Here is a 15,886-nt window from a genome sequence, read left to right as displayed (position 1 = left end):
CCATGCTGCGGCAAAATTGGAGGAGTGAGATCATGACCCTGTTCAACCGCCGTCAGGCCATCGCAACCTTGGGTGCCGCAACCGCTGTGGGGCTGGCGGCTCCGGCGCTGGCGCAAAACCGCAAGATCACCGTGGGCGCGCTGCGCTTTACCAGCCACGCGGGCAGCTTTGTCGGCTTTGAGCGGGACTATTTCAAAGAGGCTGGTCTGGACGTTGAACTGCGCTTTTTCGAAGCCGCGCAGCCGATGGCCGTGGCGATTGCCAGTGGCGATGTGGACTATGCGATCACCGCGATTTCGGGCGGTCTGGTGTCCCTGGCGCAAAAGGGCGCGGTCAAGGTTATCGGCGGCGGTCTGCAAGAAGAGCCGGGCATCGACGGACAGAAGTTCCTCGTCTCCGACGCGGCCTATCAAGCGGGCATCACCGCGCCGGGCATGTTGGATGGCAAAAGCTTTGGCATGACGCAGGCCGGGTCGTCCTTCCACTACATGGGCTCCAAAATGGCCGAGGCCGAGGGGATCAGCCTGAAGTTCAAGCCCCTGCAAAAGGTCGGCGCGGTGATTGGTGCGCTGAAGTCAGGCCAGATCGATGCGTGGTCGATCGTGCCGCATATTGCCAAGCCGTTGGCCGGGTCTGGTGCCGTGCATATCATCGGCGATGTGGCGACCTATCTGCCGGATTATCAGGTCACCACGGTCTTTACCTCGACCAAGAATGCCAGTGATGAGCAGGAAATGACCAAAAATTTCCTTGCCGGTTATTCCAAAGGGGTCGCCGACTACAACGCCGCGATGATCGCCAAGGATGGCGGCGATGCGGGCGTGGATGAGATGGTCGACCTGATCCATAAATACGTCTACACCGACCGCCCTCGCGACAAGGCAGCGCCATCGATCATCAACGGCACCATGCGCCTGAACGAAGGGGCCAAGCTGAATGTCGCCTCCGTCCGCGATCAATTGGAGTGGTTCCAGTCCGAAGGGCTGGTCGATGCCGACATCACGTTGGAGACGTTGATCGACACCTCTTACGTCGAGACGATGGACAGCTAAACGCGCCACTGGCGTTTAGAAGTTATTTTAAAAGGCGCGTCCGAGATGTTCGCGCCTTTTTCTTTTGGCCGGGCGCGGCGGCGATTTCCGGCCAGTAAGGCTGGCAATGCCGCCCCCCAAAGATACCTTTGATGCTGATGCGGGGCCAAGCCCCTGACCAGAAAAAGGGAATTTGCAGTGAGCGACGGCAGCTTTTTCGCCCTAGACGGCTATCATTTCGCTTTGGGAGCCGTCGGTGCGGTTGTCATCCTTGCTCATTGGCTGCCGCGTTTCGTCAGCCGACGCGAGCCTGCAGCATCGGGGCTTTTGATCCTTTTGGGCATGGGTATTTTCGCCCTCGTCCCCGGTATGCCGACATTTCCCGATCCGCGCATCTATCCCTTCCCGTGGGAGATGGTGTCAGAGCTTTGCGTGATCGTCGCTCTGTTCGCGACGGGGCTGCGCATTGACAAGCTTTCGGACTGGTCCCGCTGGGGGCCAACGGCGCGGCTCTTGGCGCTGACCATGCCACTGACGATCCTGTCGGTCGCCGTGATGGGCTGGGCCTTTGCCGGGATGACTGCTGCCGGGGCGATCTTGCTGGGCGCGGTGATGGCCCCGACCGATCCGGTTCTCGCGGCCGATGTGCAGGTCGGCCCGCCGCATGAGGGCGGAGAGCATCCGGTGCGTTTTGCGCTGACGACCGAGGCGGCGCTGAATGATGGATTGGCCTTTCCCTTTGTCTATCTTGGGATTTTGGTCGCAGCCGAGGGCTTGGCCCCGGCGGCTTGGGGTGTGGAGTGGCTGGCGCGCGATGTCTTTTGGCGCATCGCTGTGGGCACCGCCATGGGCGCGGCGGGCGGTTGGGCCTTGGGGCAGGTCTTGTTCGTCGTCCCGCGCAAGGCGGTTCTGGCCGAGACCTCCTCGGGCGTGGTGGCCTTGGCCGGTGTGCTTTTGTGCTATGGCACGACGGAATTGGTCGAAGGCTATGGCTTTATCGCCGTGGCGGTGGCCGGTCTGGTGATCCGACGGGTTGAGGCAGACCACGAATTCCACCGCCGTTTGCATGACTTCACCGCCGCCGTTGAGCACGCCCTGACGGCACTGCTGCTGGTGGCGATTGGCGCGGTGCTGCCCGCCTTGCTGGCTGATCTGACCCTCTCCGGTGCGGTGATCGTACTGGCATTGATCTTTGTCGTGCGCCCTTTGGCGGGGTGGGTGGCGCTTTTGGGATCGTCTATTGAGGCGCGCCCCCGCTGGGTCGTAGCGCTCTATGGCATTCGGGGGATCGGGTCGATCTACTACCTCGCCTATGCGGCGGGGAAGGTGGAGTTTCTGGACGAAGAGCCGCTTTGGGCGATGGTGGGGTTCGCGATCCTTGTGTCGACCTTGGTACATGGGTTTACCGCCGGGATCGCGGTGGATGGGCTGCGCGGGAAAGAGGGTGAGCAGCCTTAAGCACGTCACCGGCGGCGGACGGCTGTCCTAGTGTGCGGATCGTACATTGCGTGCGCAACGTTTTTGCTGAAAAAGGGCGGCATGGACCTCAAGCTTTCCTCCGTCAGCCATTTTTATGGCGATACCCAAGTGCTGCGTGATATCACGCTCGACATTCCCTCTGGCCAGATCGTTTGCATCGTTGGCCCCTCTGGCTGTGGCAAGTCTACCCTGCTGCGCATGCTCGGCGGGTTGGAGCGGCCCAGCGAAGGCCGCGTGCTGCAAATGGGCGAAGCGCCTGAGGGCTGTCTGAACCCGCTGACCTATATCTTTCAGGATTTCGCCCTGCTGCCGTGGCGCACGGTGCGCGGCAATGTGGCGCTGGTGCTAGAGGATCACGGGCTGGGCAAGGCGCAGCGCGAGGCGATCATCGCCGATGTGCTGGCGCGGACCAAGTTGACCGATTTTGCAGATGCCCTGCCCAAACAGCTTTCTGGCGGGATGAAGCAGCGGGTGGCGATTGCCCGTGCGCTGGCGGTGAACCCTGCCGTGATGCTGATGGATGAGCCCCTTAGCGCGCTCGACAGCCAGACCCGCGAATTGTTGATGGATGACCTCGTGGCGCTTTGGACGCGGCAGCCTTTCACGGCGGTCTATGTGACCCACAACCTCGCCGAAGCGGTGCGGCTGGGGCATAAAATCGTCGTCCTGTCGCGCCGTCCGGGGGAACTGCGCGAGGTGGTGAACCTAGACATGCCGCTGGCCGAGCGTCGCCACGGCGACCCGGTGCTTGAGGCCCAACAACAGCACCTTTGGGGGCTGATGCGCGATGAGGCTGCGGCGGCGGATGCGGAGTTGATCGATGGCTGAGATGACAGATGCAAATGCCCGCGAGGTCACCTTTCGCGGCGGTGGTTTCCAGCCCGGCACGCGGCGCGGGGTAGGGCTTGCGGTCTTCGTGGTGCTGATCCTGTTGGCGGAATGGGGCACGCGCAGTGGCTTTATCTCGGCCCTGACGCTGCCCCGGCCCAGCGATGTGTTGCTGACGTTTCAGGAGCTTTACCAGTCAGGGATGCTGTTCAAACACCTCGGCCCCTCGCTGACCCGACTGGCCGTGGGCGCGCTGATCGGTGCCTCGGTGGGGATCGGGATTGGGGTGCTGATCGGGCTGTTTTCCTTGGCCCGCGCGGGGCTGGTGCCCTTGGTGGCGGCGATTTTCCCCATCCCAAAGATCGCGCTTTTGCCGCTGTTTGTCATTTGGTTCGGCATTGATGAGGCGAGTAAGTACGCGCTGATCGCCTTTGGCACTTTCACGCCCACCGTTGTCGCCACCTACGCGGCGGTCGACAACGTAGACCGAGTGCTGATCCGTATGGGGCAGAGTTTCGGCCTCGGTTGGTGGTCGATTGTTTCGAAAATCGTGGTGCCCGGCGCGATGCCGGGGATCCTGTCGGGGCTGCGGATTTCGCTGACGATTGCGATTATCCTGTTGGTGGCGGCTGAGATGCTGGGCGCGGAATATGGGATCGGGGCGTATATTTTGCAGGCGGGGAGTCTGTATGATTTGGAGCGCCTGTTTGCAGGCGTGGTGATCCTGTCGCTGCTGGGCGTGGCGGTGTCTTCGGTGGTGGCCTTTGTGGAGCGGCGCGTTCTGAACTGGCGGGTCTGAGGGTTTCGGAAGGGCCAGCGCCTGACCGCGGGTCGGCGATCTGACGTAAATTGGTCTCACTTTATTTCTCGGCTTTGATGTGCGGTCCGAGAGGGCACGCCCAGCCTCACCAAATCGCCTACCCGGTCGCACCAAAGGTGCGCCCATATAGGCTGGCACGCCTCCGGCGTGACGGGCGGGCAGGCGACGGCCCGGCGCCTGCGGCTTGATTTCGGGCTGGGGTGGTAGTCCTGAACGGCTTTGCTATCAATGCTGCAACCGCCCTCACCAACGGATCTCTCCCATGACCGACCACACCACCACCCACGCCGCTGACGAAGACGTCCGCAACCGCGACATCAAGATCTACGTCAACGGCGACATCGTTCACCGCGACGAAGCCAAGGTCTCGGTCTATGACGCGGGGTTCATGCTAGGCGACGGCATCTGGGAAGGCATGCGCCTCTATAACGGCACATGGGCGTTCTTCGACGAGCACATGGACCGCTTCTTCAACTCCTGCAAAGCGATCTCGCTCGACGTGGGGATGGACAGGGCAGGCATCGCAGACGCCCTGCGCCGCACGGCAGAGGCGAACGATATGCACGAGGACGTGCACTGCCGCCTGATGCTGACCCGAGGGATTAAGGACAAACCGTTCCAGCATCCCTCGCTCAGCACCACCGGGCCGACGCTGGTAATCATCATGGAGCATTCCAAACCCATGGACCGGCTGCAGTCCAAGGGCATCCGTTTGGCCTCCGTCCCGCAGGTGCGCGGCCTGCCGCATAGCCAAGACCCCAAGCTCAACAGCCACTCGAAGCTGAACTGCATCATCGCATGCTTGCAGGCCGAGGCGGCGGGCGCGGATGAGGCGTTGATGCTCGACCCGCATGGTTTTGTGAACACCACCAACGCTTGCAACTTCTTCATCGTGCGGCGCGGAGAGGTTTGGACCTCGACCGGGGACTACTGCATGAATGGCGTGACGCGGCAAAAGGTGATCGACCTGTGCCATGAAAACGGCATCCCGATGCGGGAAAAGAACTTCTCGCTCTATGAGGCTTATGGTGCGGATGAAGCCTTTCTCACCGGCACCTTCGGCGCGCAGACCCCGGTGGCGGAGATTGACGGCAAGGCCATCGGCACCGGCGCGCGGCCGGTGACCAAGCGCATTCAGGCGCTCTATAAAGAGCTGATCAAACAGCACACGGCCTGAGGGCCGAAAGATGCCCGCCCCCGCAAAGGGGCGGGCGGCGCGTTGTGAAACCGCGCGGTTTCATACCGGCGTGCGATGTAGCAGCCACTTATCCAACCCTATGCCAAGCAGCGTGTTGCCCACCATGGGAATGACCCGCGCTGTGGAGAGACCACAAAGACATTTTTCCACCGCGACGCTGCGGGCCGCAGTACCACAGGCCAAAAGCAAAGGTGCTGAAGGTTTCGATCAACCCGCTGCGCCGCATTTGTGGCCTAGTGGTGCATCTCGTTTGAGGTGTGATCCATCTCGCCCGCGTCATGGCCGCGACGGCTTTCGACATTAAAGGTCACGTCCAGCCTGCCAGCCTTCTCAAAGATCAGAGTGGCCGGGATCTTCTCATCTTCCTCAAAAGGGTCACCGTCCAAACCCATGAACATGACATGCAGCCCGCCCGGTTCCAGCATTACCGTTTCGCCCGCGGGCAGGTCGACGCCCTCGACATGTGTCATACGGGCCACCCCCATGTCGTCGGTCGTGGTCTCATGAAGGGAAACTTCGTCAAAGCCTTCGGCACTGATGCCGACCAAGCGGTCGGCGGTCTCTCCGCTATTGGTGATCGTCAGGTATCCACCCCCAACGCGGGCGGTTTTCGGGGTCTCAAAGGCCATTGGGTGATCGACGGTGATGGCACCCGCCTGATACTCATGCGCGGTGGCAGGCAGGGCGAAGAGGGCAGCCAAGGCTGCGGCGTAGATTGATTTCATTGGTGTATTCCATTGTCTGATTAACTGCGTGAAAGGCGAGCAATCAGACCACTGGTGGGCCGCGCAGGGGGGGCGGCGCCCCGGCCGGGCTGCGCGGCACCCAGAGCGGGCGCATGGTCTGTGGTGCTGCAATGCGCGTGTTTTCGGGCGGCAGCAAGACATCGGCCGGGGTGGGTAAAATCAATGCGCCAACGATCCGACAGGCTTCGCAGTCAAGCGCGGCGTGGCCTTGGCCGCCGAGCGGCCCATTGCAAAGATCGCTCAGCGTGCCGCCCGCTTGGACAAAGGCAATGAACACCGGGTCCTGCTGGGTTTGTGCGCTGGCACGATGCGCTAGGGGCAGGCTGGCGAGTGCCAGAACCAGCCAGAGGGTCAGGGTGACCTGAAGCGAGGATATGCGCGAAGCGGCGGACATGCGCCCTGTTACCCTGCGTGGTGAGGTAACGCTATAGAGCGGTGCGATCTGCGACGTGATGTCGTAGGGCAGCGCACAGCTTTGGGGGCGTGAGGATTGAGCTATCGGAGGAGTGTGTTGGCTGGGATGGTAGGATTCGAACCTACGGTACACTGTACCAAAAACAGTTGCCTTACCACTTGGCTACATCCCAACACAGGGCGCTAATTAGAGTTCTCTGGCCCGGGGTGCAAGACCCGTTTTTGATAAATTAGCCTATTCTTCGGCTGCATCAACAGAGAGCAGGTCTTCACGGGGCAATTCGGCACGTTCCTGCGCTACGATGCGGGTCAATTCACGGTCAGCCTGCGCTTCAACTGGCTGTACGGGGGCGGGATTGGCGCTCTCCGTTGGCGATTGAGGCGATTCTTTCCGCTCGGTGCTGGACGATTCGCTTTGCGTTATCAATCGGTAGGCCGGGGGCTGTGCGGTAAGCGCTGCCGCGTCGAAGGCGGCCAGCGTCAGGCGAATCGCTTCGCTGCGCGCGGCGGCCAGATCGGTGGTCTCTTGGTTGATCCAAGCGGCGAATTGCATATTGATCCAGTGATCGGCCACCTCTTCAACCCATGCGGCGGCTTCGGGGGAGGGGAGGACGAAATGCAGGTCATTCAGCACCTCCAGCGCCAATTCCCGGGCGCGGGCCAGATCGGCGTCGCTGGCCACCGAGAGGGTAAAGGTGAACCGCCGCTCGGCATTGCGCGAGTAGTTGATGATGCGGCTTTTAAAGACAGTCGCGTTCGGGATGCGTACGTGGTTGCCGTCATAGCTGAGCAGGATCGTGGCGCGGCTGGTCAGGCGGATCACCTTGCCGGTGTCGCCATCAATCTCGACCGTGTCATTGGGGCGAAACGGTTGTCGGATCGACAGCATGACGGAGGCAATGAAATTCTCCACCGTGTCACGCACCGCAAAACCGATGGCGAGGCCGACGATCCCCGCCGCACCAAGGATGCCCGAGAGAAGCGCCGTTGCGCCGAGGATATCAAGCGCCACGACTAGGGCCGCGATGATAAAGGCCAGCCGGATGATCTGGCGGTAAATGTCAGCGATAAAGGCATTGGGGGCGAGCCGCTCCCACGGGTTGCGCAGCCGCGCTAGTGCCAGCCCGGCAACGACGATCAGGGCAAAGACCCCAAACGCCACTAGGGCCAGCGGCAGGAAGGCCACGGCCTGCTCCATCCGCGCCGTGAAGCGGTCCACGGCAGGGTTGAGCCGTTCGGACACATCGGTGCTTTCGCGGACCTCGTTGCGGATTGCGACCACCCCTTCGACACGGCCTGCGAGATCGCTCAGACGTGCGGCGCTGGCGGTGTCGAGCGTGGTGCCGCGCAGGGTGACGATGCCGGAAGAAACCGAGACGCTGACCTTCTCAAACCCTTCAAGCTCGCGCAGGATGGCGCGGATGCGGTTGGCGATGGCGGCATCTGCCGTGGCGTCCCCTTCGACGGCGATGGTGCCTTCAGGCTGGTCGTTGTCCTGCGCCGACGCAGGGGGCACCGGCAGGGCAAAAAGCAAAAGCAGGCACAGGATCAGGCGGGGCAGGGCAGCAATCAGGCGCATGGGGATCTCCGTCAACGGACAAGGCCGCCGCCCCTCCATGAGGGCGGTGGCTTGGTCAATTAGCGCGCTACCCCTGACAATCGAGCAGCACCGCCCCGTTACGGTGCCCGGCCTCGACAAGTTCATGGGCGCGGGCAGCTTCGGAGAGCGGCAGGACAGTGTCGACAGGACAGCGCAAGGCGCCATCTTCCAGCGCATGATGCAGGCGGGTGATCGCCTGTTCGCGCGGGCCTGCGGGCAGCAGATAGATTAGGATGATGTCGATGGTCACCGCTTTGAACAGCAGCGGGTAGAAGGGCAGTGTGGGCGACATTTCCCCTGCCGAGCCATAGGCGGCGATGCGGCCGTTGGGGGCGATGACTTCGGTATCGGTGGTGAGGTTCAGGCCGAACTCCGTTTCGACGATGGTCTCGACAGGCTTGCCGCCGTTGGCGTCCAAAACGGCGGCGGCGAGATCGGGATCGGCGTAGCTCAGCACCGCATCAGCGCCAGCATCGCGGACCAGATCACTGTCGCGCGGGCTGCAGGTGGCAATCACCTTGGCCCCGCCCCATTTCGCCAATTGCACGGCAAGGTAGCCCACCGTTCCGGCACCGCCTTGAATAAGCACCGTCTCCCCGGCCACCCCGCCGCCGCCGAAAACGGCGTGGCAAGCGGTCAGCCCCGGAATCCCAAGCTGCGCCCCAACCTCGGTTGAGATGCCCTTGGCCAGGGGTACAGCTTGATGCGCGGGCAGGGTGATCTGCTGAGCCGCCGTACCAAAGGCGCGCTGCCATTGGCCGTTCCAGACCCAGACCTTTTGACCTACACGGCTCGGATCGACGCCTGCACCCACCGCGATAATCTCTCCCGCGCCGTCGCTATGGGGGATGACCTGCGGGAAGGGTGGTTTGGTCACGCCGGGGCGGGTGCCTGCGCGGGCCTTGACGTCAGAGGGGTTCACGCCCGAATGGCTCAGCGCCACGCAGACCTCGCCGGGTTGCGGTGCGGGGCTGTCGATTTCCGACAGGCGCAGCACATCGGCAGCGGCTCCGAATTGGTCATAAGTGATGGCGTGCATGGTGCTTTCTCCGGCTTGAATTCAACGCGCAGAGTGGCGCATGCGCCGGGATCATGCAATTGGCCTGAAGGGCGGGCTTATTCGCGCAGTTCCTGAGGGCCGACACCCCAAAGCCGTACTTTGGGCGCCCAGCCGGTAAAGCCGCCCGAGCGTAGTTCGCACCATTCCAGCGTGCATTCGCCCAAACGCGCCACCACGCCCAGCTCCAGCCGCGCCACAACGGCGGCCTTTGGGTCGGGGTTGACGTGAAGTTGCAGCATGTCTTGCTCAACCAGCACGGTGCGGGTGCCCGACAAAAGCGAATAATGCACCCAGCCGCCCATGCCGTCGCGGTCCTCTACCCGGCGCCAATGGCCGTGTTCGGCGGTGATCCTGAGCGGCAGGTCGCGGCGTTTGTAAACCCAGTCGATCCGATGCGACAGCGAAGGGCCACGGCGCACGTTGCCCTCGGAAGCTTTAAGCGAAACAAACCGGGGAAGGGGGAGGTTCGTGACCTGTCCGCGCGCCTCTTCTGCGGCCCCGGGGCTTGCCTGAGCCAAAAGCAGCGCGCCCACCAAAAGGGTGCTGCGAAAGAAAGCGGTTATCATGGAATTGCCTGCTATGCGGTTCACTGCTGTGGGTCGGTGCTGTGCAAATCTGCGGGTTATTGTTGCTCTTTTTCCGGCGCGAGTTCTTGTGCCTCGTCGCTGCATGAGACACCATGCCCCGGAAACGAGGCGACGCCAAGGCCGGGAGAGCAGGCATGTCAAAGAAGCGGTTGAGTGTTGTAGTGACGCGACGGTTGCCAGAGGCGGTGGAAACACGGCTATCAGAGCTGTTTGACGTGACCCTACGCGAAGATGACAAGCCCATGACCCGCGAGGAATTGGGCGCGGCGATGCGCCAAGCGGATGTGCTGGTGCCAACGATCACGGATGAGATCGACGCGCCGCTGATCACCCAGGCGGGCGAGCGGTTGAAACTGATCGCGAATTACGGGGCGGGGGTTGATCACATTGATGTGGCCACCGCACGCCAGCGCGGCGTACTGGTGTCGAACACCCCCGGTGTGCTGACCGACGATACCGCCGATATGACCATGGCGCTGATCTTGGCCGTCACCCGCCGTATGCCTGAGGGCATGGCGGTTATGCAGTCTGGCAATTGGGATGGCTGGGCGCCGACGGCCTTGATGGGCGGTCGGGTCGGCGGGCGTCGTTTGGGCATTCTGGGCATGGGCCGGATCGGTCAAGCCGTGGCGCGCCGGGCGCGGGCCTTTGGGATGCAGGTGCATTACCACAACCGCAAACGTCTGCGCGAAGAGGTCGAAGGCGCTTTGGAGGCGACCTATTGGGACAGCCTTGACCAGATGGTCAGCCGGATGGATGTAATCAGCGTCAACTGTCCACATACGCCCAGCACCTTTCATCTGATGAACGCGCGCCGTTTGGGCTTGATGAAGCGTGACGCTGTGATCGTAAACACCTCACGCGGGGAGGTGATCGACGAGAACGCCCTGACGCGGATGCTGCGCACTGGTGACATCAAAGGCGCGGGGCTGGATGTTTATGAGCATGGCCGCGAGATCAACCCGCGCCTGCGTGAGTTGAAGAACGTCGTGCTGCTGCCGCATATGGGGTCGGCCACGCTGGAGGGCCGGATTGAGATGGGTGAGAAGGTTTTAATTAACATCAAGACTTTCGATGACGGCCACCGTCCGCCGGATCAAGTTGTGCCCTCCATGCTGTAAGCCCGCGTAGGGCGATGGCGGTATGGCGGCTATTGGGTGAAAGTATTTTCGCAAGTTGCGCCCGCAGGGCTTCCTCCGGCGCACAGACGCTGTTTGGAGATGGAAATTGACGAAGATCGCAGAACTGCCGCGAAATGAGGCGGGGATCGCCGCCGCGCTGGACGAGTTGCAACAAGCCTTCGGGGACAATCTGCTGACCGGCCAAGCCATTCGCGAGCAGCACGGCCACACCACCACATGGATCGACACGCAGGCGCCCGACGCGGTGGTCATGGCACGTTCGACCGAAGAGGTGGCGCAGGCGGTGCGCATCTGTGCGGCGCATAAAGTGCCGGTGATTGCCTTCGGTACGGGAACCTCGCTGGAAGGTCATGTGAATGCCCCCGCGGGCGGCATCTGCATCGATGTCATGCAGATGGACCAAGTGCTTGAGGTCAACGCGGGTGATCTTGATTGTCGGGTGCAGCCCGGTGTGACCCGCGAAGCGCTCAACACCTATCTGCGCGATCAGGGGCTGTTCTTTCCGATCGATCCCGGTGCCAATGCCTCGCTCGGTGGGATGACGGCGACACGGGCCAGCGGCACCAATGCGGTGCGCTATGGCACGATGAAAGATAATGTGCTGAGCCTTGAGGTGGTCATGGCCGATGGCCGGGTGATCCGCACCGGGGGCCGGGCGCGGAAATCCTCGGCGGGCTATGATTTGACGCGGTTGATGGTGGGCTCGGAAGGGACGCTGGGGATCATCACCGAGATCACACTGCGCTTGCAGGGTATCCCTGAGGCGATTTCCTCGGCGCGTTGTTCTTTTCCGACGGTGCAAGCGGCCTGTGAGACCGTCATGGCGGTCATTCAATACGGCCTGCCCGTGGCGCGGATTGAGCTTTTGGACGCCGATGTGGTGAAGGCCGTGAACGCCTATTCCAAGCTGACCCTGCCAGAAACCCCGCTTTTGTTGTTGGAGTTCCACGGCTCTGACGCCGGGGTTGTCGAACAGGCCGAGACCTTTGGCATGCTGGCCGAGGAATTCGGCGGCAACGGCTATGCGGCGACCACCACGCCCGAAGAACGCAACAAGCTGTGGCAAGCACGGCATGATGGCTATTGGGCGGTGCTGGCGCTGCGTCCGGGGTGCAAGGCCGTGGCCACAGATGTCTGCGTGCCGATCTCGCGGCTCGCCGATGCCGTGGTCGCGGCACAGGCGCGGGCGGAGGAGTTGAAGCTGATCGCGCCCATCGTGGGCCATGCGGGGGATGGGAACTTTCACGCGTCGCTACTGATCGACATGGACGACGCCGACGAGGTGGCGCGGGGCGAGACCTTCGTGAGTTGGCTGGCGGAATTGGCGATCTCCATGGACGGCACATGCACCGGCGAGCACGGGATCGGGCAGGGCAAGCAGGCCTATCTGAGCAAGGAGTTGGGCGCTGCGGTGGAAGTCATGGCAACTCTAAAAAGGGCGCTGGATCCGGACAATATTCTGAATCCGGGGAAGATTCTGCCGGGGTGAGATGGCGTGGCCTGCCCTGATGTTGTGCGGCGGGAAATGAGGTGCACGGTATTTGGAAAAGGATGAAGTTGGGGGGAGGGGCGCCTCAACGCGGGATTGGCGGGTTTGGTGAGGTAAGGTCGGTTTCTGGCGATGTTCGGTCGGCTGGTGCCCGCGGCTTCTTGCCGTGCTGCGTACAACAGGGATGAGCCTAGCGCAGAGGGATTGGCACATGAAAACGCAAGTCAAAGCATTGGTTGTCGGTGGCGGCGCGGTTGGCACCTCGATTGCCTATCATCTGGCGAAGGCCGGTTGGGATGATGTGATGCTTTTGGAGCGGGATGAGTTGACGTCGGGCTCGACTTGGCATGCGGCGGGGCTCTTGCCTTTGTTTAACATGTCTTTTGCGACCACGCATATCCATCAGTACTCGGTCGAGTTTTATAAGACCTTGGAGGCTGAAACCGGGCTGAATGCGGGGTTTGCCGTGGTGGGTAATCTGAGGATGGCCCAGACGGATGCGCGGATGGATGAGTATATGCTCTATGCCTCCACCGCGGAAACCTGTTGCGTGCCGTATGAATGGCTCACCCCGGATGAGATCAAGGCGAAGTGGCCGCTGATCGAGACATCGGATTTGAAGGGGGCGCTTTATCACCGGACCGACGGGTATATTAACCCTGCTGATGTAACCATGGCGATGGCCAAGGGTGCGCGGCAGCGGGGCGTGGCGATTGAGCGCAAGTGGCAGGCGGATGCGTTTGAGTGGAATGGCACCCATTGGGAAGTGACCTGCACCAAGATGGTGGAGAAGGGCGGGAACCTTGTGCCGTCGGAGGAGCAGATCGTTATCACCGCCGAGCATGTGGTTACTGCCAGCGGCAACCATGCGCAGCGCACCGCGCAGATGCTGGGGATCAAGATGCCTGCGATTCCCGTGGAACATCAGTTTATCGTCATGGATCGCGATCCGGCGCTGGTTGATTATCGGGCAGCGGGGAACGTTGAGCATCCGGTGATCCGCGATGCCGATGCGCAGAGCTATGTGCGTGAGGAACGGGGCGGTTGGATCCTTGGGGTCTATGAGAAAAACGCCCCGGCGCGATTTGAATATGGGGTGCCGGACAGTTTCCGGGCCGATCTGTTCCAGCTCGATCTGGAGCGGATCGAAGATCAGTATATGGCGATGAACCACCGCATCCCCTCGGCGGAGAATTGCGGGTTGAAGGACGATTTCAACGGGCCGATTTGCTACACGCCTGATGGTAATCCGCTGGTGGGGCCAGCGCCGGGACTGCGGAACATGTGGCTGGCGGAAGGGTTTTCCTTCGGAATCACCGCGGCGGGGGGCACGGGCTATTATCTGGCGCAGATGATGGTTGAGGGCGAGGCCGAGATCGACATGGCGAGCCTTGATCCGAAACGCTACGGCGATTGGATGACCACGGAATATGCCGCGCGGAAGAATGAAGAGGCCTATGAGCACGTCTACATTCTGCACCATCCGGATGAGGAACGTCCGGCCTGCCGGCCCTTGCGGACCTCTCCGGCCTATGACCGACAGGCGGCGCGGGGGGCACAGTTTGGGCAGGTGAATGGCTGGGAGCGGGCGAATTATTACGCGCCTGAGGGGTTTAATGATCATGACAGCCGCTCGTTCCGGCGCGGGGGCTGGTGGCAGCACGCGGTGGAGGAAGCGCGGGCTATTCGTGAGGGGGTGGGGCTGATTGATGCGACGGCCTTTACCAAACATCTGGTACGCGGGCCGGGGGCGACGGCGTTTCTGGATTGGTTTACCTGCAACAAGCTGCCCTCGGTGGGGCGGATCAATCTGACATATGCCCTGACCGGGGCGGGGACGACGCGGACGGAATATACCATCGTGCGGCTGGCGCAGGATGAGTATTATTTAGTCTCTGCGGGGGCGTGGTCGGCTTATGACAGTGACTATCTGCGCAAGGCGATTGCCGACAAAATGCCCGAGGTGGGCTATGTTGAATGTCATGACGTGACCACGCAGTGGGGTGTATTTGCGATTGCTGGGCCGAAGTCGCGTGACGTGTTGCGGGATTTGGTGCGGGATGCGGAGCCCAACACGGTGCTGAGCAACAAGCGGTTCCCTTGGCTGACCATGCGCAACATTGAGCTGGGCATGGTGCCGGTGCGGGCGATCCGGGTGGCCTATACCGGGGAACTGGGCTGGGAGTTGCACCACCCGATCGAGATGCAGAACCATCTCTTTGATGCGCTTGAGAAAGCTGGCGAACCGCATGGGATGAAGCTGGTTGGTGCCCGGGCGCAGAACTGGCTCAGGCAGGAAAAGAGCTACCGTGCTTTTGGCAATGAGTTGGGCCGGGATGCAACGCCGCTAGAGGCCGATCTGCCACGTTTCGTGGATCTCAGCAAAGAGTTTCACGGGAAGCAGGCGATGGTCGATCACGGCATCCGCGTGAAATGCGTGACGCTGTTGATCGACGGGCCCGAGGATGCGGACCCCTGGGGGCGCGAGGTGCTCTATAACGGCGAGCGGCGTACCGGGCGGCTCACGTCGGGTGGCTATTCCGTTGCATTCGGCAAGAGCATCGGCATGGGCTATGTGCAAGCTGAAGACGCGGTGGTAGGAACAAAGCTGAAGGTAAAGATGCTTGACCGGATGTGGGAGGCCGAAGTGGTCGAAGACAGTCCCTATGACCCGAAGAACCAGCGCATCCGGGCGGATATTTGATCCGCCGGGGGCTGCTTGCTTTCTTCTGTGTGTTGGCGCTGACGGCAGCACTGTTGCGGGACAATCCGGTTGTCAGCGCGGCGCAGGGCTATGCCGCTGATGTGGCGACCACGGCGGCGGCGTCCTATGTCACGCTGCGCACGTTGAACGCCTTTTTGTCGACCGCGCAGGAGATCGAGGTGGGGCTCTCGTTCATTGCTTCGGGCTCAGCGCGGCCATTGAAAGTGTTGGAGCCGATTGACGACACGGTTGAGCGTATCGCCGGGTTGGTCTTTGGCGTGATGGTGGCTACGGGCGTGATCGCGGTGGCCTTGGGGCCGGTGAGTGCGATTGGCCTGGGGTTGTTGGCGGCAGCGCTGGCAGTCTGGGCGCTGAGCAAGCGTGGTCACGCAGGGCTGCCACGGCGGCTGGCGTGGTATGGCGGGTTTTTAGGGCTTGCCTTACCGCTGGCCTTGGTTGTGTCCGAGCCGCTTGCGGGGCAGCTTACCGAAGGGGTCTATCTGCGCAATATGGAGGTGATTGAGGAGATCACCGCCCGTGTCGGCGGCAGTGAGGCTTTGGGTGAAGAAGAGCCGGGTCTGACAGAATACCGACAGCTTGCCAGCAATCTTTGGAGCCGGGCGGATGAGTTAATCGGCGCTTTGCTTGCGGTGTTGGGCGTGCATGTGTTTCGGATTTTTTTGTTGCCGCTGTTGCTGGTGGGCGGGCTCTTTGTTGTGGCACGTCATTATGCGCGGGATTGACGCGCAACAGCAGCGTTGCGCGCGGGGCTGCTGAGGCGCAGCGGT

Annotated in this window: 14 protein-coding genes and 1 tRNA gene; 9 read left to right on the top strand and 6 right to left on the bottom strand. The window is 62.0% G+C overall.

The annotated features are described in order from the left end of the window. Nucleotides 1–32 precede the first annotated feature (32 nt). The 5 genes from K3759_RS14150 to K3759_RS14130 all read left to right on the top strand — a co-directional run bounded on the left by K3759_RS14150 (nucleotide 33) and on the right by K3759_RS14130 (nucleotide 5,335). Complete coding sequence (locus K3759_RS14150) at nucleotides 33–1,052, top strand: ABC transporter substrate-binding protein (protein ID WP_259982734.1); 1,020 nt, start codon at nucleotides 33–35, stop codon at nucleotides 1,050–1,052. A 177-nt stretch (nucleotides 1,053–1,229) separates the two neighbouring features. Further along, entirely contained in the window at nucleotides 1,230–2,489 is a 1,260-nt protein-coding gene (locus K3759_RS14145) for a sodium:proton antiporter (RefSeq protein ID WP_259982733.1), read from the top strand. Between the two features lie 81 nt (nucleotides 2,490–2,570). Beyond that, entirely contained in the window at nucleotides 2,571–3,338 is a 768-nt protein-coding gene (locus K3759_RS14140; protein WP_259982731.1) for an ABC transporter ATP-binding protein, read from the top strand. Beyond that, on the top strand, nucleotides 3,331–4,137 hold the full coding sequence (locus tag K3759_RS14135; protein WP_259982729.1) for an ABC transporter permease: 807 nt from the start codon (nucleotides 3,331–3,333) through the stop codon (nucleotides 4,135–4,137). The genes K3759_RS14140 and K3759_RS14135 overlap by 8 nt, the downstream gene beginning before the upstream one ends. Nucleotides 4,138–4,420: 283 nt before the next feature. Next, nucleotides 4,421–5,335 (top strand): D-amino acid aminotransferase, encoded by a 915-nt coding sequence (locus K3759_RS14130; RefSeq protein ID WP_259982728.1) that lies wholly within the window; start codon nucleotides 4,421–4,423, stop codon nucleotides 5,333–5,335. Between the two features lie 254 nt (nucleotides 5,336–5,589). Here K3759_RS14130 and K3759_RS14125 read toward each other — a convergent pair whose 3' ends face one another. From K3759_RS14125 to K3759_RS14100, 6 genes are all read right to left on the bottom strand, one after another. Then, nucleotides 5,590–6,081 (bottom strand): copper chaperone PCu(A)C, encoded by a 492-nt coding sequence (locus K3759_RS14125; RefSeq protein WP_259982727.1) that lies wholly within the window; start codon nucleotides 6,079–6,081, stop codon nucleotides 5,590–5,592. A 43-nt stretch (nucleotides 6,082–6,124) separates the two neighbouring features. Continuing rightward, entirely contained in the window at nucleotides 6,125–6,496 is a 372-nt protein-coding gene (locus K3759_RS14120; protein ID WP_259982726.1) for a hypothetical protein, read from the bottom strand. Nucleotides 6,497–6,614: 118 nt separating this feature from the next. Then, a tRNA-Gln gene (locus K3759_RS14115) sits at nucleotides 6,615–6,689 on the bottom strand. A gap of 62 nt (nucleotides 6,690–6,751) precedes the next feature. Further along, nucleotides 6,752–8,095, bottom strand: coding sequence for a mechanosensitive ion channel family protein (locus K3759_RS14110; RefSeq protein ID WP_259982725.1), 1,344 nt, complete (start codon nucleotides 8,093–8,095; stop codon nucleotides 6,752–6,754). Nucleotides 8,096–8,162: 67 nt separating this feature from the next. Next, a complete protein-coding gene (locus K3759_RS14105) occupies nucleotides 8,163–9,155 on the bottom strand; it encodes an NADPH:quinone reductase (protein ID WP_259982724.1) in 993 nt (330 codons plus the stop codon). A gap of 77 nt (nucleotides 9,156–9,232) precedes the next feature. Next, the gene (locus K3759_RS14100) at nucleotides 9,233–9,742 is read right to left on the bottom strand and encodes an SH3 domain-containing protein (protein ID WP_259982722.1); all 510 of its coding nucleotides are present in this window, start codon (nucleotides 9,740–9,742) and stop codon (nucleotides 9,233–9,235) included. Nucleotides 9,743–9,897: 155 nt separating this feature from the next. Between K3759_RS14100 and K3759_RS14095 the strand changes: the two genes are divergently transcribed. The 4 genes from K3759_RS14095 to K3759_RS14080 all read left to right on the top strand — a co-directional run bounded on the left by K3759_RS14095 (nucleotide 9,898) and on the right by K3759_RS14080 (nucleotide 15,841). Beyond that, nucleotides 9,898–10,884 (top strand): D-glycerate dehydrogenase, encoded by a 987-nt coding sequence (locus K3759_RS14095; protein WP_259985649.1) that lies wholly within the window; start codon nucleotides 9,898–9,900, stop codon nucleotides 10,882–10,884. Between the two features lie 106 nt (nucleotides 10,885–10,990). Continuing rightward, nucleotides 10,991–12,394, top strand: coding sequence for an FAD-binding oxidoreductase (locus K3759_RS14090; protein ID WP_259982721.1), 1,404 nt, complete (start codon nucleotides 10,991–10,993; stop codon nucleotides 12,392–12,394). Nucleotides 12,395–12,605: 211 nt separating this feature from the next. Next, nucleotides 12,606–15,098 carry an FAD-dependent oxidoreductase gene (locus K3759_RS14085; protein ID WP_259982720.1) on the top strand — a complete coding sequence of 831 codons (2,493 nt, stop codon included), beginning with the start codon at nucleotides 12,606–12,608 and terminating at the stop codon, nucleotides 15,096–15,098. After that, entirely contained in the window at nucleotides 15,095–15,841 is a 747-nt protein-coding gene (locus K3759_RS14080) for a hypothetical protein (protein WP_259982718.1), read from the top strand. The genes K3759_RS14085 and K3759_RS14080 overlap by 4 nt, the downstream gene beginning before the upstream one ends. Nucleotides 15,842–15,886: the final 45 nt, after the last annotated feature.

The sequence above is a fragment of the Sulfitobacter sp. W027 genome, from assembly GCF_025143985.1.
Lineage (GTDB): Bacteria > Pseudomonadota > Alphaproteobacteria > Rhodobacterales > Rhodobacteraceae > Sulfitobacter.
The sequence above is the reverse complement of the archived record's forward strand: the minus strand, read 5'-3'. Positions and strand labels throughout refer to the sequence as shown.